This is a genomic window from Streptomyces sp. NPDC088733 (assembly GCF_044751185.1).
GTDB lineage: Bacteria > Actinomycetota > Actinomycetes > Streptomycetales > Streptomycetaceae > Actinacidiphila.
This window is the reverse complement of sequence record NZ_JBIVLH010000016.1, coordinates 22,811-41,331: the sequence shown is the minus strand read 5'-3', so window position 1 is coordinate 41,331 and position 18,521 is coordinate 22,811. Positions and strand designations below refer to the sequence as shown.

General features: G+C 73.2%; 15 protein-coding genes and 1 pseudogene. 12 read left to right on the top strand and 4 right to left on the bottom strand.

The features are described 5' to 3' along the window. Window positions 1-72: 72 nt before the first annotated feature. Together ACIP64_RS26840 and ACIP64_RS26835 are read right to left on the bottom strand one after the other, a co-directional pair. The gene (locus ACIP64_RS26840; protein ID WP_401591585.1) at window positions 73-2,424 is read right to left on the bottom strand and encodes a SulP family inorganic anion transporter; all 2,352 of its coding nucleotides are present in this window, start codon (window positions 2,422-2,424) and stop codon (window positions 73-75) included. Between the two features lie 218 nt (window positions 2,425-2,642). Beyond that, the gene (locus ACIP64_RS26835) at window positions 2,643-3,623 is read right to left on the bottom strand and encodes an ATP-binding protein (RefSeq protein WP_401591583.1); all 981 of its coding nucleotides are present in this window, start codon (window positions 3,621-3,623) and stop codon (window positions 2,643-2,645) included. A 260-nt stretch (window positions 3,624-3,883) separates the two neighbouring features. Here ACIP64_RS26835 and ACIP64_RS26830 point away from each other — a divergent pair, with 260 nt between their 5' ends. After that, window positions 3,884-4,714 carry an oxidoreductase gene (locus ACIP64_RS26830; protein WP_401591581.1) on the top strand — a complete coding sequence of 277 codons (831 nt, stop codon included), beginning with the start codon at window positions 3,884-3,886 and terminating at the stop codon, window positions 4,712-4,714. 403 nt (window positions 4,715-5,117) lie between these two features. Here ACIP64_RS26830 and ACIP64_RS26825 read toward each other — a convergent pair whose 3' ends face one another. After that, complete coding sequence (locus tag ACIP64_RS26825) at window positions 5,118-5,942, bottom strand: HAD family hydrolase (protein WP_401591579.1); 825 nt, start codon at window positions 5,940-5,942, stop codon at window positions 5,118-5,120. A gap of 579 nt (window positions 5,943-6,521) precedes the next feature. On the opposite strand from ACIP64_RS26825, the gene ssd reads away from it, so the two are divergent. The 7 genes and pseudogenes from ssd to ACIP64_RS26790 form a co-directional block, all read left to right on the top strand. Next, window positions 6,522-7,715: a septum site-determining protein Ssd gene (gene ssd / locus ACIP64_RS26820; RefSeq protein WP_401591577.1), complete on the top strand. Its 1,194-nt coding sequence runs from the start codon at window positions 6,522-6,524 to the stop codon at window positions 7,713-7,715. Beyond that, window positions 7,712-8,866: a TadA family conjugal transfer-associated ATPase gene (locus ACIP64_RS26815; protein WP_401591575.1), complete on the top strand. Its 1,155-nt coding sequence runs from the start codon at window positions 7,712-7,714 to the stop codon at window positions 8,864-8,866. Before ssd ends, ACIP64_RS26815 begins: the two co-directional genes overlap by 4 nt. Then, a complete protein-coding gene (locus ACIP64_RS26810) occupies window positions 8,863-9,768 on the top strand; it encodes a type II secretion system F family protein (protein WP_401591573.1) in 906 nt (301 codons plus the stop codon). Before ACIP64_RS26815 ends, ACIP64_RS26810 begins: the two co-directional genes overlap by 4 nt. After that, on the top strand, window positions 9,765-10,541 hold the full coding sequence (locus ACIP64_RS26805) for a type II secretion system F family protein (protein ID WP_401591571.1): 777 nt from the start codon (window positions 9,765-9,767) through the stop codon (window positions 10,539-10,541). The genes ACIP64_RS26810 and ACIP64_RS26805 overlap by 4 nt, the downstream gene beginning before the upstream one ends. 9 nt (window positions 10,542-10,550) lie before the next feature. Then, window positions 10,551-10,739 (top strand): DUF4244 domain-containing protein, encoded by a 189-nt coding sequence (locus tag ACIP64_RS26800; RefSeq protein ID WP_360913224.1) that lies wholly within the window; start codon window positions 10,551-10,553, stop codon window positions 10,737-10,739. Continuing rightward, window positions 10,726-11,103 (top strand): TadE family type IV pilus minor pilin, encoded by a 378-nt coding sequence (locus ACIP64_RS26795; protein WP_401591569.1) that lies wholly within the window; start codon window positions 10,726-10,728, stop codon window positions 11,101-11,103. The genes ACIP64_RS26800 and ACIP64_RS26795 overlap by 14 nt, the downstream gene beginning before the upstream one ends. Further along, window positions 11,100-11,351: pseudogene (locus ACIP64_RS26790) on the top strand (Rv3654c family TadE-like protein); the annotation flags it as partial. The gene ACIP64_RS26795 and the pseudogene ACIP64_RS26790, both read left to right, overlap by 4 nt. Before the next feature lie 62 nt (window positions 11,352-11,413). Here ACIP64_RS26790 and ACIP64_RS26785 read toward each other — a convergent pair. Then, window positions 11,414-13,819, bottom strand: a complete 2,406-nt coding sequence (locus tag ACIP64_RS26785) for a DEAD/DEAH box helicase (RefSeq protein WP_401591567.1) — start codon at window positions 13,817-13,819, stop codon at window positions 11,414-11,416. 135 nt (window positions 13,820-13,954) lie between these two features. Between ACIP64_RS26785 and bldG the strand changes: the two genes are divergently transcribed. The 4 genes from bldG (at window position 13,955) to ACIP64_RS26765 (ending at window position 18,476) form a co-directional block, all read left to right on the top strand. Further along, complete coding sequence (gene bldG, locus ACIP64_RS26780; protein WP_018562186.1) at window positions 13,955-14,296, top strand: anti-sigma factor antagonist BldG; 342 nt, start codon at window positions 13,955-13,957, stop codon at window positions 14,294-14,296. Window positions 14,297-14,380: 84 nt separating this feature from the next. Then, entirely contained in the window at window positions 14,381-14,908 is a 528-nt protein-coding gene (locus ACIP64_RS26775) for an ATP-binding protein (RefSeq protein WP_401591565.1), read from the top strand. 395 nt (window positions 14,909-15,303) lie between these two features. Further along, window positions 15,304-17,724, top strand: a complete 2,421-nt coding sequence (locus ACIP64_RS26770) for a sodium-translocating pyrophosphatase (RefSeq protein ID WP_401591563.1) — start codon at window positions 15,304-15,306, stop codon at window positions 17,722-17,724. 185 nt (window positions 17,725-17,909) lie between these two features. Next, window positions 17,910-18,476, top strand: coding sequence for a small secreted protein (locus ACIP64_RS26765; RefSeq protein ID WP_401591561.1), 567 nt, complete (start codon window positions 17,910-17,912; stop codon window positions 18,474-18,476). Window positions 18,477-18,521: the final 45 nt, after the last annotated feature.

Genomic DNA, 18,521 nt, shown 5'->3' with positions numbered 1-18,521 from the left:
CGCGCGCACCCCGGCCCGCCGGCGGACGGCCGGCGGGCCGGGGGACAGTGGGTGCGGCGGGGGCTCCGCCGGTCAGCGGACCGGGGCGGGCTCCTCCGGGCGCACGGCGGCGAACGTGCCGGTCCCGGCGTCGAGGACGTACGCCTGGGCCTCCGCGACGTGGAAGTACATGCCGTGCAGCTGCAGGGACCCCTCGGCCACCCTGCGGGCGACACAGGCGTGCGCCATCAGGTGGTCGAGCTGCTGCACGACATTGACCAGGCAGAGCCGTTCCAGGTCGTCGGTCACCGGGCGGTCGGCGACCGCGACCTCGCCGCGCCCCAGCCGGCCGATCCGCTCCATCCGGGCCAGGCTCGGACGCCCGTGCCGCAGCCAGCGCGCCAGCGGCGTCTGCGCGCCCGGATCGCGGCCGGCGCCGCCGAGCAGCGCCTGCATCGCGCCGCAGCCGGAATGGCCGCACACGGTGATGCTGCCGACCTTCAGCACCTCCACCGCGTACTCGATGGCCGCGCCGACCGAGTCGCAGGAGGCGTCGGCACCCGGCGGCGGCATCAGATTGCCCACATTGCGCACCGTGAACAGGTCGCCCGGGCCACTGGAGGTGATCATGCTGGTGACCAGGCGCGAGTCGGCGCAGGTGAGGAAGAGCTGGGTGGGCCGCTGACCCTCACGGGCGAGCCGTGCCAGTTCCTCCCTGACCAGCGGGGCCGTGTTGCGCTGGAAGGCGCTGAGCCCGCCGACGAGTTGCCCGGCCCCGCCGGATCCGGCACCCGGCTTGGTGCAGTGGTGGTTGCGCCACGGCGTCCACGGGCGGCACGCGTGCGTGCTGGCCGGGACCGTGATCGGCGTACCGGTGCGGCCGGTGAGCGTCGCCCAGCCGCCGCGCGCCCGGTGCGCCTCGCACCAGTGGTGCAGGCTTTCGTACGCCGCGTGGTCCATGAAGGAGCCGTCCAGCGTGATCACCGCGTTGGCCCCGTCCGGGACCTCCGCCAGTGACCGGGTCAGCCGGGGCACCGCGAGGAACGTCAACTGACCCCGTACGTGCACCCGGTGGACACCGGACTCCTCCAGCACCGTGATCCGGGTGTGCGTCAGCCGCCGCAGCGACAGAAAGACCGCCACCACGATGCCGGTCGTCACGCCCGCGAGGACGCCGAAGGCGACGACCGCGACCAGCGTGGCCGCGTACACCGGGAACTCCCGGTGCCGCTGCACATGCCTGATGTGCGCGAAGCTCACCATCTTCACGCCGACCACCATCACCAGCGCGGCGAGCGCGGCCAGCGGGATCAGCTCCAGCACCCCGGCCAGCAGCCCGGCGCACACCAGCACCCACACGCCGTGCAGCACCGTGGCCCGGCGGGTGCGGGCGCCCGCGGCGACGTTCGCCGAACCGCGGATCGCACCGCCGGCGATCGGCAGCCCGCCGAGCAGTCCGGAGAAGACGTTCGAGGCGCCCTGGCCGAGCAGTTCGCGGTTCAGGTCGGCGCGGCCGCCGGTGCCGTCGCCCGGTTCGGCGCGGCCCGTACGGAGCTTGTCGATCGCCACCGCGGACAGCAGCGATTCCATGCTGGCCACCAGCGTGACCGTCAGGACGGCGGCCGCGATACCCGCGACCGGCCCCTCCGGCAGCCCCGGCAGCGCCACCGCGTGCAGCGCGGGCAGCTCCACCCGGGGCAGGGCGATGGGGACGCCGACCGCCGTCGCCGCCGCGATCGCGGCCAGCGGCGCCGGCAGGGCGGAGCGCAGCGCGTGGCCCGCCCTGCCCGGCAGCCGCGGCCACAGGACGAGGACGGCCACGGTCACCGCCCCGACCAGCAGCGCCCCGGGATGCGGCGCGGCCAACTGGCCCGGCAGCGCGGCCAGATTGGCCAGGGCGGAGCTGTCCGGACTGCCGCCGAGGGCGACATGGAGCTGGGCGATGGCGATGGCGGCGCCGATGCCGGCCAGCATCCCGTGCACGATCGCGGGGCTGACGGCGAGTGCCGCGCGGGCCACCCGTACGGTGCCGAGGGCGAGTTGGCAGATGCCGGCGAGCACGGTGATGGCGCAGGTGGTGCGCCAGCCGTAGCGTTGGACGAGGTCGGCGGTGACCACGACCAGGCTGGTGGCGGCGCCGCTGACCTGGAGCGGGGCGCCGCCGAGCAGTCCGGCGACGATGCCGCCCACCGCCGCGGCGACCAGTCCGGCCTGGAGCGGGGCGCCGGTCGCCAGGGCGATGCCCAGCGACAGCGGTACGGCGATCAGGAAGACGGCGACCGAGGCGGACAGGTCGTGCCGCCACGCGGCGGCGGAATGTCCGCCGCGGGCTCCCGGCGACGGCTGGGGACGGGCCCCGGGGGCCCGCGGTGGTTCTTTCGGGGAGCCCTGCGGGCGGCGGGGACGGCCGGGCGGCTGGGCTTTCGGCTGGTGCGTGGGGTGCATGTTCCCGTCTCCTCCGGGGCGGCGCGGCTGCGTGCGGTGTGCGCGTACGCGGTCGTGGTCACGGCTGTGCGGCGGGTGCTGTGCTGAGCTGCTGCTGCCGAATTCTGGGCAGGGGTGTCGACGGAACGTGACGGTCTCGTCACTGCCAAGAGTCGGTAAATGGAGAGTAATCCACACAAATGGACTTTGGATGAAGATTCGCCCGTCCGGGCGAGCGATTACCTCGCGAGGGTGAGCCGTTCGTCCAGGACGAAGGCCGGGTCGACCTGGGCGGCCAGATCGGCGCCGGTGCGCTCGTTCCCCCAGCTCTCGGCGTTCTTCAGGTGGAAGTGGACCATCTGCCGGGTGTAGCGCTCCCGGTCCCGCGACCCGTACGAGGCGTCCGCGGTCTCGTGCATCACGCGCAGGGCGCTGCGGTTGGGCTCCTCGAGCGAGGCGAAGTGCGGCGGCCGGCCCTTCTCCATGGAGCGCACCCAGTCGGAGTGGCCCACGGTCACCAGCAGGTCGTCCCCGGTCTCCGCCCGCAGGAACTCCAGGTCGTCCGGCCCCTGCACCTTGTTGCCCACCACGCGCAGCGCGACGCCGTAGTCCCGCGCGTACTCCTTGTACTGGCGGTAGACGGCGACGCCCTTGCGGGTCGGTTCGGCGACCAGGAAGGTCATGTCGAAGCGGGTGAACATCCCGGAGGCGAAGGAGTCGCTGCCGGCCGTCATGTCGACGACCACGTACTCGTCACGGCCGTCCACCAGATGGTTGAGGAACAGCTCCACCGCCCCGACCTTGGAGTGGTAGCAGGCCACGCCGAGGTCGGACTCGTTGAAGGGGCCGGTCACCATCAGGCGGGCCTTGCCGCCCTCCAGGGGCAGCGGGCGGGCGCACGCGCCGTAGACCGGGTTGTCCTCGGTGACCCGCAGGAGGCGCGAGCCGTGCCCCGGCGGGGTGGTCTTGATCATGGTCTCGGCGGACGCGATCCGCGGATTGGCGCCGCGCAGGTACTCCTTGATCTCCGGCAGGTGCGCGCCCATCGCGGGGAAGGCGGCGGCTTCCTCCTCGTCGAGCCCGAGCGCCGGGCCGAGGTGCTGGTTGATGTCCGCGTCGACGGCGACCACGGGGACGCCGGCGGCGGAGAGGTGGCGGACGAACAGGGAGGACAGCGTGGTCTTGCCACTGCCGCCCTTTCCGACGAAAGCGATCTTCATGTTCGTTAAGCGTAGTCGTGGCCATGCCGCATTTCCGCGTGTCACGCCGGGAGTTCACCCGTCGGTGGACGCGCCCGTCACGCGGACGGGCCTGTGACCGGGCGGCGGGTTCGCCGCTGGAAGCCGTCCGGTGTCCTGCCCGGGGGCGCTGCCCGCGCCTGTGGCCCGGCGGCTTCCGGTGGCCTTTGGCCGCCGCCGGCCCGGGTGACGAACCCCACTCGCCCGCCGGGGCACCGACCGGGGTGCGTAGGGTCGTACTCATGGGTACGACAGCTGATCCGCTCGCCGTTCTCGGCTCGCTCCCCGGAGTCGCCGATTCCGTGGCCCTCGTCCGCAAGGCCGTGGACCAGGCCTACGGGCACCGGGTGATGCGCCGCCGCTCCGACGAGGTGGCCTCCGAGGCCGCGCTGCGCGGGGCCCGCGCCTCGGCCGCGCTCGCCGGTGCCGACTGGGCGCTGGAGGAGGTACGGCGGCGCAGCGACTTCTCCGTCGACGGCGAGGCGCGCACCGTCGGCGCCGCGCTGCGGCTGACCGCCGAGTCCGGCCAACTGCTCGGCGTCTGGCGGCAGTCGCCGCTCCAGGCACTGGCCCGTTTGCACCTCGTCGCGGCCGGCGGCGCCGCCCCGGACGAGACCGTCGGCCGCCCTCGGCTGGCGGGCGAACCGGTGGACGAACCCCTGCTGCAGGAAGCGGAGTTCCCGCTGCCGGCCGCCTCGGAGGTCGTGGCCCGGCTGGACGGCCTCGCGGACCTGCTGCTCGCGGGCAGCGACGCGCCCGCGCTCGTCGTCGCGGCCGTCGTGCACGGCGAGCTGCTGTGCCTGCGCCCCTTCGGCACGTACAACGGGCCGCTGGCGCGGGCGGCGCAGCGCCTTGTACTGGTCGGCAGCGGTCTCGACCCCAAGTCGATCTGCCCGGCCGAGGTCGGCCACGCGGAGCTGGGCCGTGCCGACTACCTCAAGGCACTGCGCGGCTACGTCTCCGGCACACCGGAGGGCATGGCCGCCTGGATAGCGCACTGCGGCCAGGCGGTGGGGCTGGGCGTCCGGGAGAGCGTGGCCGTGTGCGAGGCCCTGCAGCGCGGTGCCGCCTGAGGGGCTGAACAGGGCTGCGAGAGCTCGGGGAGCTCCGGGGGCTCCGGAACGAAGTTGCGGCGGCACCGCGAGGGTGCCGCCGCTGGCATGATCGTCGAGTTACCAAGCGTGCACGATATTTGCCCATCAGGTCGGGGTCTTTGCCCGTACCTGGTGCGGCCGGCCCGGTCAGCGGGTCTGCGTCGCGTGGGTGCCCGGTGGTCATGCTCGGTCCGTGGGGCCTGATACGACGGGGTTCCTCTCGGATGTCCGTGGTCACGCGGGCCTTACGACCTTTTTACTGCACCTGGGGAGGAACCGGAACCCCTCACCGCACTTCTTTGCATATCGGGACGATCCGGGCGCCGCGCACCGGACGGACGGTGGTGGCGGTGGGGCCCAGGGGCGCGGTGGTGCGCCGCGGTCAGGCGGTACGGCGGCGCCGGGTCGCGTACCAGACCAGGCCGGCCGTCGCCGCGGCCGCGCCCACCGCGGCGAGCGCCAGGGCGGGGCCCGTGGGGATCGCCAGCGACGGCACCCGCTGGTGCAGCCGCACCGGACGGCTGAAGGTGAGGACCGGCCACTCGCGCGACACCGCCTCGCGGCGCAGCCCGCGGTCGGGGTTGACGGCGTAGGGGTGCCCCACCGCCTCCAGCATGGGGATGTCGGTGACGGAGTCGCTGTAGGCGAAGGACCGCTCGAGGTCGTAGCCCTCGGACTCGGCGAGCCGGGCCACCGCCTCCGCCTTGGCCGGGCCGTAGACGTAGTGGTCGATGCTGCCGGTGTAGCGGCCGTCCTCCACGGTCATCCGGGTGGCGACCACGTGGTCGGCGCCCAGCATCTCGCCGATCGGTTCCACGACCTCGGCGCCCGAGGCGCTGACGATGACGACGTCGCGGCCGGCGAGGTGGTGCTCCTCGATGAGGGAGGCGGCTTCGTCGTAGATGATCGGGTCGATGAGGTCGTGGAGTGTTTCGGCCACGATCTCCCGCACTTGCTGCACATTCCAGCCACGGCAGAGGTCGGAGAGGTACTTTCGCATCCCCTCCATCTGGTCGTGGTCCGCGCCGCCGAGCAGATAGACGAACTGGGCGTACGCGGTCCGCAGCACGGCGCGCCGGTTGATGAGGCCGCCTTGATAGAAGGGCCTGCTGAACGCCAAGGTGCTCGACTTGGCGATCACCGTCTTGTCGAGATCGAAGAACGCGGCGGTGCGCGGCGACAGGTGGTTTTCCACGAGGACGAGCATAGGGACCCACCATTCGGCGTAAGCTCGGGCGCGTGGGTTTGCCTGAGAAGGCCTTCGGGTACACCATGGAAGTCACGGATCGTTCGCGACCGTGCTAACCCGGTCTGGCTCCTCCCCCCCCGAGTCGGACCGTGGGGACGACCCCCGCTCTCCCCCCCGGCGGGGGTCGTCGCATGTCCGGGGACACTTTCAGCGCTGAGGCCCGGGTGGCCCCGCTCCGTTTTCCGCACTCCACCGCGTCGGCGGGTGGGGTCTGTCATGCCCCTTGATTGTCACCGTGTGTGACGTCTTGCATTCGGTGCGAATCCGGTGTGCCGTCCAGCGGAAGTGGCCGAACTCACCCGCACGGGTGGCGGAGATATCCACAACCCCTGAGTTATCCACCGATTCTCATCAAGATCAACAACTTTCGCCAACTCGCGTGACTCTGGCCGTAAATGTTGCGCCGGAGATGTGCTCGGCGCTTATGCCCGGTGCCGCTGGGACGGACCGGAACGAGCGAGGAGGGCGGGGTAGGTCGTGGTCGATTCAATCAAAGCCGGGGCAAAGGGAGCGCGGGGCGATAATCGGGCAAGCGGCATGCTGTCCGGAAGGCCGCGTGGAACGTCGCGTGACCCGGGACCGGGGACGCGCCGGGGAACGGGGGCGGAAGGCGCGCCTCCCGGTGTGCCGGAGCGCGGTGGCACGGGCGGCCCGGGAGGCGGCGCCGGACCGCTGATCGTCACCGAGGACGGTGACCTGCTGGACGACCTGCTGCGGCTGTGCGCCGCGGCGGGTGCCGAGCCCGAGGTGGTCTTCGGCGCGCCGCCGGGGCCGCGGAGCTGGGAGCGCGCCCCGCTCGTGCTGGTCGGCGCGGCCGACACCCGGCGGCTGTCGGGCACGGCCCGGCGCCGCGGTGTGCTCCTGGTGGGACGTGATCTGGACGACCCCGATGTGTGGCGGCGCGCGGTGGACGTCGGCGCCGACCATGTCGCCTTCCTGCCCGACGCCGAGTCCTGGCTGACCGACCGGATCGCCGACGCGGCGGAGGGTGTCGGCGACCCGGCCCTGACCATCGGGGTTGTCGGCGGCAGCGGTGGCGCCGGGGCCAGCACGCTGGCGTGCGCGCTGGCCGTCACGGCCGCACGCACCGGCCGCCGCACGGTACTGGTCGACGCCGACCCGCTCGGCGGCGGACTGGACGTACTGCTCGGCGCGGAAAGAGTGGCCGGGCTGCGCTGGCCCGACCTCGCCGAGTCCCGGGGCCGGGTCAACAGCGGCGCCCTGGAGGAGTCGCTGCCGCGTGCGCACGCCCTCAGCGTGCTGAGCTGGGACCGCGGGGACACCGTGGTCGTCCCGCCGCAGGCGATGCGGTCCGTCATGGGCGCCGCCCGCCGGCGCGGCGGCGTGGTCGTCGTGGACCTGCCGCGGCGGATGGACGAGGCCGTGACCGAGGCCTTGGCCCAGACGGACGTGGGCCTGCTGGTCGTGCCCGCCGAGCTGCGGGCCTTCGCCGCGGCGGGCCGGGTCGCCTCCCGGATGGGCATGGTGCTGCGCGACCTGCGGGCCGTCGTCCGCGGGCCGTTCGCCTCGGGGCTGACCGACGCGGCCGTCGCCGACCTGGTGGGCCTGCCGCTCGCGGGCGAGCTGCCGGCCGAACCGGGGCTGCCCGCGTCGCTGGACGGGGGCGAACCGCCCGGAAGCGGCGTGCGCGGACCGCTCGCGCGGTTCTGCACGGCGTTCCTGGCGGCCGCCCTGCCGAGCCTGCCGAGCGGCGGGAGCGTGACCGCATGAGCGCCGACACGATGGCCCCCGGGCTGCTCGACGCCGTGCGGCTGCGGCTCGCCGCCGCCGGTGACGAACCGACACCGGCGGGCGTGGCCGCGGCCCTGCGGGCACAGGGCCGGCTGCTCGGCGACACCGAAGTCCTCGACGTGGTGGCCAGGTTGCGCTCGGAGATGGTCGGGGCCGGTCCGCTGGAATCACTGCTCGCCGAACCGGGCGTCACCGATGTGCTGGTCAACGGGCCCGACGAGGTCTGGGTCGATCGCGGCGCGGGGCTGGAGCGCACCGGCGTGCGGTTCGCGGACCCGCTCGCGGTGCGCCGGCTGGCGCAGCGGCTCGCGACCGCCGCGGGCCGCCGCCTGGACGACGCCCGCCCCTGGGTGGACGCCCGACTCCCGGACGGCACAAGGTTGCACGCCGTACTGCCGCCGGTGGTGGTCGGTGCGCCGTGCCTGTCGCTGCGCGTCGTGCGCACCCGCGCCTTCGCGCTGGAGGAACTGGTGGCGGCGGGCAGCATGGACCGCGGCACGGCGGCACTGCTGCGGGCGGTGCTCGACGCCCGCCTGTCCTTCCTCGTCTCCGGCGGCACGGGATCGGGCAAGACGACCCTGCTGAGCTGCCTGCTCGGCCTGGTCGACCCGGGTGAACGCATCGTCCTCGCCGAGGACTCGGCCGAGTTGCGGCCCCGGCACCCGCACGTCGTACGCCTGGAGACCAGGCCCCCCAACCAGGAGGGCGCCGGGCTCGTCACGCTGCGGGACCTCGTACGGCAGGCCCTGCGGATGCGGCCCGACCGGCTCGTCGTGGGCGAGGTGCGAGGGCCGGAAGTACTGGATCTTCTGAGTGCGTTGAACACCGGGCACGAAGGCGGCTGCGGCACTGTGCACGCGAACGCGGCCTGCGACGTACCGGCGCGGCTGGAGGCGCTGGGAGCGGTGGCCGGGCTGGACCGGGCCGCGCTGCACAGCCAGCTGGCCGCCGCCCTGTCGGTGGTCGTGCACCTGGTCCGCGACCGTTCGGGACGGCGCCGCGTCGCCGAGGTCCATGTGCTGGAGCGTGGTGCGGACGGCATCGTCGGCACCGTTCCCGCCCTGCGCGACGGTGAACGGGGCACGGGATGGCCGCGGTTGGCCGCGCTGTGCGAGCGGGGTGCGGCATGAGCGCCCCGGCTCTCGTCGCCGCACTGTGCGCGGGCGTCGCGGCCTGGGTGCTGTGCGGACGGGACGAGGCGGTGCGCCGCGCGCGAACGCTCCTGGCGGGCCCCTGGCAGCCGCCGGGGCCCTCGGGCGGGGTCCCGGGGCCGCGGAGGCTGGAGATGCGCGCCCAGGCCGTTCTGGAGCCGTTCCGGGCCCGTTTCGGATGGCGGCTCGGACGTGAACTTCTGTGTCTGCCACCCGGGTTGGCCATCGCGGGGCTCACGCACTCGGTGGTGCCCGCGGTGCTGGCGGCCGGCGCGGTGCCGCTCGCGGGGCGATGGCTGCGCGGCCGGGAGTCGCGGGCGGTTGCCGAGGAACGGGCGGCTGCCGTGGGGGCGTTGTGCGCCGCCGTCGCGGGTGATCTGCGGGCCGGACTGGCCCCGCAGGGTGCGCTGGCCGGAGTGCTGCTGCGGGAGGGCTGGCCCGGCAGGCCCGCCCTCGCCGACGCGGCGCTGCCCCTGCTGGCCGCCGCGCGCTTCGGCGGCGACGTGCCGGGGGCACTGCGGACGGCCGCCCGGCTCGACGGGGCCCAGGGGCTCGCCGGGGTGGCCGCGTGCTGGCAGGTCGCGGTGGACGGGGGCGCCGGCCTCGCGGACGGCCTGGACCGGATCGCCGCCGCCCTGCGGTCCGAGCGCGATCAACGGGAGGATCTGCGGGCCCAGTTGGCCGCACCTCGTTCCACGGTGCTGATGCTGGCGCTCCTGCCGCTGTTCGGGCTGGTGCTGGGCACCGGGCTGGGCGCGGACCCGGTGGGGACGCTGCTGCGCACCCCGTTCGGGCTGGGCTGCCTGGCCGCCGGCGGAGTACTGGAGTGGGCCGGGCTGGCCTGGACCGCGCGGATCGTGCGGACGGCGGAGGCGTCATGAACGGCGAGTTCGTCCACAGGCTGGGGATCGTCGTGGCGGTCGCGGCCGCCGCCCTGTGCACGGCGGGGGCAATGGCCGCGGCCCGCCGTGAGAGGGCGGCCCGGCGCCGGGGCCGGCGACTCCTGGGAGCCCCGGCCCACCACGCCCGCACCCGGGCACGGCCGCGGCGGGACGCCCTGCGGGTGTGGGCGCCGGTCGCCGGCGTCGCCCTGGGCGCCTTCGCCCTGGTCGGCGGCGTGCCCGGATGCCTTGCCGGGCTGGCCGCGGCGTACGGGATGCGGCGGTGGCAGCGCCGGCGGCCCACCGACGGGGACACGGACCCGATCCGTGCGGAGCGTCAGCTTCCGCTCGCCGCCGATCTGCTGGCCGCCTGCGTGGCGGCCGGGGCGGGGCCGCGGGAGGCCGCGGAGGCGGTGGGGCCTTCGCTCGGCGGACCTCTCGGCGAGGCCCTGACCCGGGCCGCCGCGGAACTACGGCTGGGCGGCGACCCGGCCGAGTGCTGGGCCCGGCTGGACCGGCTCGGCTGCCGGGAACTGGCCCGCTGCATGGAGCGCGCGGCGACGACGGGCGTGCCGCCGGTCGAGGAGATCTCGCGGCTCGCCGCCGGCTGCCGGGCCGCGTACGCCCGGCAGGGGCTCGCCCGGGCACGCCGTGCCGGAGTACTGATCACGGCCCCGCTGGGGCTGTGCTTCCTGCCGGCCTTCCTCCTCGTGGGGGTCGCGCCGGTGGTCATGGGACTGGCGGGGACGATCCTCGCCGGCGGAACGATCTGAGGGGGAGTCATGCGATTTCTGAGGAAGCTGGCGCGCCGCTGCAGGACCGGCGAGAGCGGGATGACGACGGCCGAGTACGCCGTCGGCACCCTGGCCGCCTGCGGGTTCGCCGCCGTGCTCTACAAGGTGGTCACCTCCGGCGTGGTGAGCGAGGCGCTCGGCGGGCTGATCAAGCGGGCCCTCGATGTGGCGTTCTAGGCGGGCCCGGGACGGCGGCTACGTCACCGCCGAGGCCGCCGTCGTCATCCCGTCGCTGGTGCTCCTGACCGCGATGCTGCTGTGGGGACTCGCGGCCGCCGCCGCGCAGATCCGGTGCGTCGACGCCGCGCGGGCCGGGGCCCGCGCGGCGGCCCGGGACGAGCCGGAGGGTGCCGTACTGGCGGCCGCGCGGTCGGCGGCACCCGCCGGTGCCGGCGTCGCGGTCCGGCGGGGCGACGGCCTGGTCCGGGTGACCGTCGAGGCCCGTTCGCTCTCCTTGACGCTCCACGGCGAGGCGGTCGCCGCCGTCGAGGGGCAGGAAGGGCGGCAGGCACCCGCCGGGCAGCCGGGGGAGACGCCATGAGGCCCGGCAGGGACCGGGGCTCGGCCACGGTGTGGGCGACGCTGCTGGGCGCCGTCCTGGTCCTCGCGGCCTGCGCGGTGCTTGCCCTGGCAGCCGCGATCACCGCCCGGCATCGCGCGGGGGCCGCCGCGGACCTCGCCGCCCTCGCCGCGGCCGACCACGCCCTGCGCGGTGGTGAGGCGGCCTGCGCCCTCGCCGCGAGGGTCGCCGCGGCGCAGCACGCCCGTCTGGTGCGCTGCGCGGTGACCGGTGAGATCGCCGACGTTGCGGCCGCCGTGGGGCCCGCGGAGGTCCGGTCCCGGGCCGGGCCTCAGGACTCCGCGGGCGGCTCGCCGCCGTCGTCGGCGCCCGTGCCGGGCTCGTCACCAGTGGTGGCCAGGAGCACGTCCAGGACGCGCACCGCGGCCGCCTTGTCCAAGGGGTCGTTGCCGTTGCCGCACTTGGGGGACTGCACGCACGAGGGGCAGCCGAACTCGCACTCGCAGGACGCGATCGCCTCACGGGTCGCGGTCAGCCAGGTCCTGGCAGTGCGGAAGGCGCGTTCGGCGAAGCCCGCGCCACCCGGATGGCCGTCGTACACGAAAACGGTCGGCAGCCCGGTGTCCGGGTGCAGCGGCACGGAGACACCGCCGATGTCCCAGCGGTCGCAGGTGGCGAAGAGCGGCAGCAGGCCGATGGAGGCGTGCTCGGCGGCGTGGAGGGCGCCGGGCAGCTCCTCGGGGTGGACGGCCGCCGCGTCCAGCTGAGCGTCGGTGAGCGTCCACCACACGGCGCGGGTGCGCAGCGTACGGGGCGGGAGGTCGAGCTTGCTCTCGCCCAGGACCTCGCCGGTGATCAGCCGGCGGCGGAGGAAGGAGACGACCTGATGGGTGACCTCGACGGAGCCGAAGTGGAGGCGGGCCTCGCCCCACTCCTCCACCAGGTCCTCGTCGAGCACGGCGATCGAGGTGGTGTCGCGGGCCATCGTCGAATACGGCGGATCGGCCTCCTGGACCAGCGCGACCGACTCCTCCAGGTCCAGTTCGCGGACCAGGTAGGTGCGGCCCTGGTGCAGGTGCACCGCGCCCTGGTGGACGGTGGTGTGCGCGGCGCCCGCGTCGACCGTGCCCAGCAGGCGGCCCGTGCCGGCCTCGACGACCTGGACGGGCTTGCCGCCCTCGCCCCGGATGTCCGTGAGGTCCGCGGCCCGCTCCCGGCGCGTCCAGTACCAGCCGCCGGCCCGGCGGCGCAGCAGCCCGCGGCGCTCCAGCTGGGGCAGCAGGACGGCCGCCTCGGGGCCGAAGAGTTCCAGGTCGGCCTCGGTCAGCGGGAGCTCCGCGGCGGCCGCGCACAGGTGCGGGGCCAGCACGTACGGGTTGTCCGGGTCCAGCACGGTCGACTCCACCGGACGGCGGAAGAGGGCGTCCGGGTGGTGGACCAGATACGTGTCCAGGGGGTCGTCACGGGCGATCAGCACGGCCAGGGCCCCCTGCCCGGCGCGCCCCGCCCGGCCCGCCTGCTGCCACAGGGACGCCCGCGTACCCGGGTACCCGGCCAGGAGCACGGCGTCGAGCCCGGAGACGTCCACACCCAGCTCCAGGGCCGTTGTGGACGCCAGTCCGAGCAGCCGCCCGGAGTGCAGCTCGCGCTCCAGGGCGCGCCGCTCGTGCGGGAGGTAGCCGCCGCGGTAGGCCGCGACACGCCGGGGCAGGGAGCGGTCGATCTCGGCGAGCCGTTCCTTGGCGATCACGGAGATCAGCTCAGCGGCGCGCCGGGAGCGGACGAAGGCCACCGTGCGCGTGCCGTCCAGGACGAGGTCGGTCAGCAGGTCGGCGGCCTCGGCGGTCGCCGTGCGCCGCACCGGCGCGCCGTGCTCGCCGCTCAGTTCGGTGAGCGGCGGCTCCCACAGCGCGAAGGCCAGTTCGCCGCGCGGGGACGCGTCCTCGGTGACCTCGGCCACCGGGACGCCGGTCAGGCGGGTGGCCGTCGCACCGGGGTCGGCGGCGGTCGCCGACGCCAGGAGGAAGACCGGATCCGCCCCGTACCGGGCGCAGACACGCCGGAGCCGGCGTATGACCTGGGCGACGTGCGAACCGAAGACACCGCGGTAGGTGTGGCACTCGTCGACCACCACGTAGCGCAGCTGCTTGAGGAAGGAGGCCCAGCGCGAATGGCCCGGGAGGATCCCCAGATGGAGCATGTCGGGGTTGGTGAGCACATAGGTCGCGTACTGGCGGACCCACTCGCGCTCCTCGAACGGCGTGTCGCCGTCGTAGACCGCCGCCCGTACGGCCTTGCCGAGCGGGGCCGCGAGATCGGCCACGGCGCGCCGCTGATCGGCCGCCAGGGCCTTCGTGGGGGCCAGGTAGAGCGCGGTGGCCCCGCGGCCGTTCGGGGCCTCGGAGCCGTCCATGAGGGCGCTCAGGACCGGCACGAGGTACGCCAGGGACTTCCCGGAGGCCGTCCCCGTGGAGACCACGGCCGACCTGCCCGCGAGCGCGTGCGCGGCGACCTGGGCCTGGTGCTCCCAGGGCCGGTCGATGCCGGCCAGCCGGACGGCGTCGATCACTTCCCCGCGGATCTGATCAGGCCAATCGGCATGGCGACCCACCCTCGGGGGCAAGTGCTCCGTATGGGTGATGCGCGCGGCCCTGCCCACCCCCGACGCCAACCGCTCCAGGAGAGCGCGGGGGGAGGTGCGGCCGTGCGCCGACTGCGGAAGATGATCCTGAGCCATCGGCACTCAGTGTGTCACTGGCATGACGGACAATCGCCGTAAGGCGTCGTGCATGCCCGCTGGTAAGTGATTGAATGCCATCGCGGCTGCCGATCCATGGGGGGCGACCGCTCGATGCAAGGTGCTGGAGGATCCGTGGACCTGTCCCTGTCGACTCGAACCGTCGGCGACCGTACGGTCGTCGAGGTCGGCGGCGAGATTGATGTGTACACCGCACCCAAGCTGCGTGAGCAGCTGGTTGAACTCGTGAACGACGGCAGCTACCACCTGGTCGTGGACATGGAAGGCGTGGACTTCCTGGACTCGACCGGGCTCGGTGTGCTCGTCGGCGGGCTCAAGCGGGTTCGCGCGCATGAAGGCTCGCTGCGCCTGGTGTGCAACCAGGAGCGCATTCTCAAGATTTTCCGTATCACCGGCCTGACCAAGGTGTTTCCCATTCACACCTCGGTCGACGAGGCCGTCGCGGCGACCGATTGACGGCCGACGCCGGACCGCGGGGCACCGGGCGACGCCGACGCCCGGGCCCCAGTGTTGCTTGCCCACAGGCACGAGGGGGAGGCCATGCCCACCGTTGAACTGCTCTTCAGCGCACTGCCGGAGCACGTCCGCACCGCACGACTGGTGGCGGCTGCGGTAGCCCGCAGGGCAGGGGTGGACGAGGCCGTCCTCGACGAGGTCCGGCTCGCCGTCGGTGAGGCGTGCAGCCGGGCCGTCAGCCTGCACCGCGGAAGCGGTGAGGACCGGCCCGTGCACGTGCGGCTCACCGAGGAGGAGAAGAAGTTCACCATCGAGGTCGGTGACAACGGCCCCGATCCCTCGGACGCCTCGGATCGCTCGGCCATCGGTTCCTCCGTCACCGGTTCGGACGCTTCCGGCGCCTCCGTTCCCGCGGCGCGCACCGACGGGCCCGCCGAACACCCGGTGCCGCATCCGGACGGCGTGGATTCCTCCGAGACCTCGGAGGCCGAGGACGAGAGCCAGATGGGTCTCGCCGTCATCAGCGGTCTCGTCGACGACGTCGAGGTCGTCTCCGGCGAGTACGGCGACGTCATTCGGATGAGCTGGCCGCTCAATCCGGTCGCGCTCTAGCGTTCCCGCCGCGGGCCGCCCTGTCACGGGCCCCGCGGCATTCCGGCGCCGCCGCGCGCATGTGTCGAACGGGCGTTCCGTGTCGCATCCGGAAACGCCCCGCGACGGCTGCCCGAACGCCTCCGCCGCAGGTCAGTGCGGCGGTCTCGCCGGCGTCCCGGTTCACTCTTCCTGTTGATCCACTTACCCGCGGACTGTTCACCTTTTCCGGTGATATCTGCGGGTGAGGGGCTTTGCTATTCCCTGGTGGCGGCGAAATTCGGTTCCTGCGCCCTGTTTTGATCTAGTTGGGCTCCCTACAATCCGTCCATCTTTGCTCAGCTCACAAGCCTGAGTGTCGCGGCTGCGAAGTCGCCGAAGCCGCGCGCCCATGTGCCAAACGTCAAGGAGGACGAATGGCGGGGCCACTTACCCCTCACCTGCAGGACATCGCTCAACCACTGGCCGCATCGCCCGTACTGACCGACGGAAACCGCAATCTGGTGATCGTCATCGCGGTGGTCGCCCTGGCCGCACTGGGCCTCGCCGTGGTGCTGGTCCGTCAAGTGCTCAGTGCCGACGAGGGCACCGACAGCATGAAGAAGATCGCCGCTGCCGTGCAGGAGGGGGCCAACGCCTATCTCGCACGGCAGTTCCGCACCCTGGGCGTCTTCGCGGTCGCCGCGTTCTTCCTGCTGATGCTGCTGCCCGCGGACAACCTGTCGCAGCGCATCGGCCGCAGTGTGTTCTTCCTGGTGGGCGCCGTGTTCTCGGCGATCACCGGCTACATCGGCATGTGGCTCGCGGTGCGCAGCAACGTCCGTGTGGCGGCAGCCGCCCGGGCCGCCACCCCGTCGGAGGGTGAGCCCGCGGCGGATCTCACGACCGTCTCGCACCGCGCCATGAAGATCGCCTTCCGTACCGGTGGCGTGGTCGGCATGTTCACGGTGGGTCTCGGCCTGCTGGGTGCCTCCGCCGTCGTCCTGCTCTACAAGGCCGACGCGCCCAAGGTGCTGGAGGGCTTCGGCTTCGGCGCCGCGCTGCTCGCGATGTTCATGCGTGTCGGCGGCGGCATCTTCACCAAGGCCGCCGACGTCGGTGCCGACCTGGTCGGCAAGGTGGAGCAGGGCATCCCCGAGGACGACCCGCGCAACGCCGCGACCATCGCGGACAACGTGGGCGACAACGTCGGCGACTGCGCGGGCATGGCCGCCGACCTGTTCGAGTCGTACGCCGTCACCCTGGTGGCCGCGCTGATCCTCGGCAAGGTCGCCTTCGGTGACTCGGGACTGGCCTTCCCGCTGCTGATCCCGGCGATCGGTGTGCTGACCGCCATGATCGGCATCTTCGCGGTGGCCCCCCGGCGCAAGGACCGCAGCGGCATGACCGCGATCAACCGCGGTTTCTTCGTGTCCGCCGTCATCTCGCTGGTGATGGTGGCCGTGGCGGCGTTCGCGTACCTGCCCTCGACGTACGCGGACCTGAAGAACGTGCCCGGCGACATCGCCTCGCACTCCGGTGACCCGCGCGTCCTCGCGCTGGTCGCGGTCGCCATCGGCATCGTGCTGGCCGCGCTCATCCAGCAGCTGACCGGCTACTTCACCGAGACCAGCCGCCGGCCTGTGCGCGACATCGTCAAGACCTCGCTCACCGGACCGGCCACCGTCATCCTGTCCGGCATCTCGATCGGCCTGGAGTCGGCGGTCTACTCGGCCGTGCTCATCGGCCTGTCGGTGTACGGCGCCTTCCTGCTGGGCGGCGCCTCGGTGTGGCTGGCGCTCTTCGCGGTCGCGCTGGCCGGTACCGGCCTGCTGACCACCGTCGGCGTGATCGTGGCGATGGACACCTTCGGCCCGGTCTCGGACAACGCGCAGGGCATCGCCGAGATGTCCGGGGACGTCCACGGCGAGGGCGCGCAGGTCCTCACCGACCTCGACGCGGTGGGCAACACCACCAAGGCCATCACCAAGGGCATCGCGATCGCGACCGCCGTCCTCGCGGCGACCGCGCTCTTCGGTTCCTTCAAGGAGGCCGTGGACACCGCCGTCCGGGACGCCAATGTCTCGGCGGGCGATCTGCGGTGGCTGGACCTGGACATCTCGCAGCCGAACAACCTGGTCGGGCTGCTGCTCGGCGCGGCCGTCGTCTTCCTCTTCTCCGGACTGGCCATCAACGCCGTGTCCCGGTCGGCCGGTTCGGTCGTCTTCGAGGTGCGCCGGCAGTTCCGCGAGCGGCCCGGGATCATGGACTACACCGAGCAGCCCGAGTACGGGCGCGTGGTCGACATCTGCACGAAGGACGCGCTGCGCGAGCTGGCCACGCCGGGTCTGCTCGCGGTGCTCGCCCCGATCGCGGTCGGCTTCTGCTTCGGCGTGGGCTCGCTCGGCTCGTACCTGGCCGGTGCCATCGCCGCGGGCACCTTGATGGCGGTGTTCCTCGCCAACTCCGGCGGCGCCTGGGACAACGCCAAGAAGATGGTCGAGGACGGCCACTACGGCGGCAAGGGCAGTGAGGCCCATGCCGCCACCGTCATCGGCGACACCGTCGGCGACCCGTTCAAGGACACCGCGGGCCCCGCGATCAACCCGCTGCTCAAGGTCATGAACCTGGTGGCGCTGCTGATCGCCCCGGCCGTCGTCAAGTTCTCCTACGGCGACGACGCCAGCGTCGGCGTGCGCGTCGGCGTCGCGGTGATCTCGCTGGCGGTCATCGTCGGCGCCGTCTACATGTCCAAGCGCCGCGGTATCGCGGTCGGGGACGACGACGTCGACGACAAAGGCGGGGACTCCGGGTCCGCCAAGCGATCAGCCGACCCGTCCGCGACGGCGGCCGTCTGACGCGCAGTGAGCTGAATCCGGCACGAACCGTGCGGGCGCGGCGGGCGTCATCCACAAGGATGGCGCCCGCCGCCCGCATTCGCGTCAGATCCCTCACCCTCTTTCTGGTTCATATGGGTCATTGATCGACATATCGTGCGGAGCGGATATGGTCCGTGGGCACGGGCCGTGTAGGTTCCCGGGCCGTGAAGAAGAAACTCGCGGCCGCACTGCCCGCTACGGCTCTGATCCTGGCGACGGGGACGCTGGCGGGATGCGGTGACAACGGCAACGAAGAGCTCGACACCTGGGCGAAGACGGTCTGCACCCAGGCAGCCACCCAGGTGAAGCAGATCAACGACGCCAACACGAAGATCAGCAACACTCCGAGCAACGGCAAACCGATCGAGGTCAGGCGGGCCGACTCCAGCGCGTTCCAGCAGATCTCGGACGCCTACCGGCAGCTGGCGCAGATCGTGAACAAGGCCGGGGACCCGCCTGTCGACAACGGCGCCCAGCTCAGGAAGGACGCGGTCGGCGACCTCGACTCGCTGTCCACCTCGTACGCAAACCTGCGCCGGCAGATGGACAAGATCCCGGTCAACGACCAGGCGAAGTTCGCCGACGGCCTCAAGGGCGTCTCCGACAACCTCGCCAAGGTCAGCAAGAGCGGTGAGCAGGCACTCGACACACTCCGCAAGGGCGAGGTCGGCCAGGCCATGGCGAAGCAGCCCGGCTGCCAGGAGTCCGGCTCCGCCCCGGCGAGTTCCTGAGCGCGCGAGGGCGGGTGAGCGACCCGCCGGGGGTGACAATGGCTG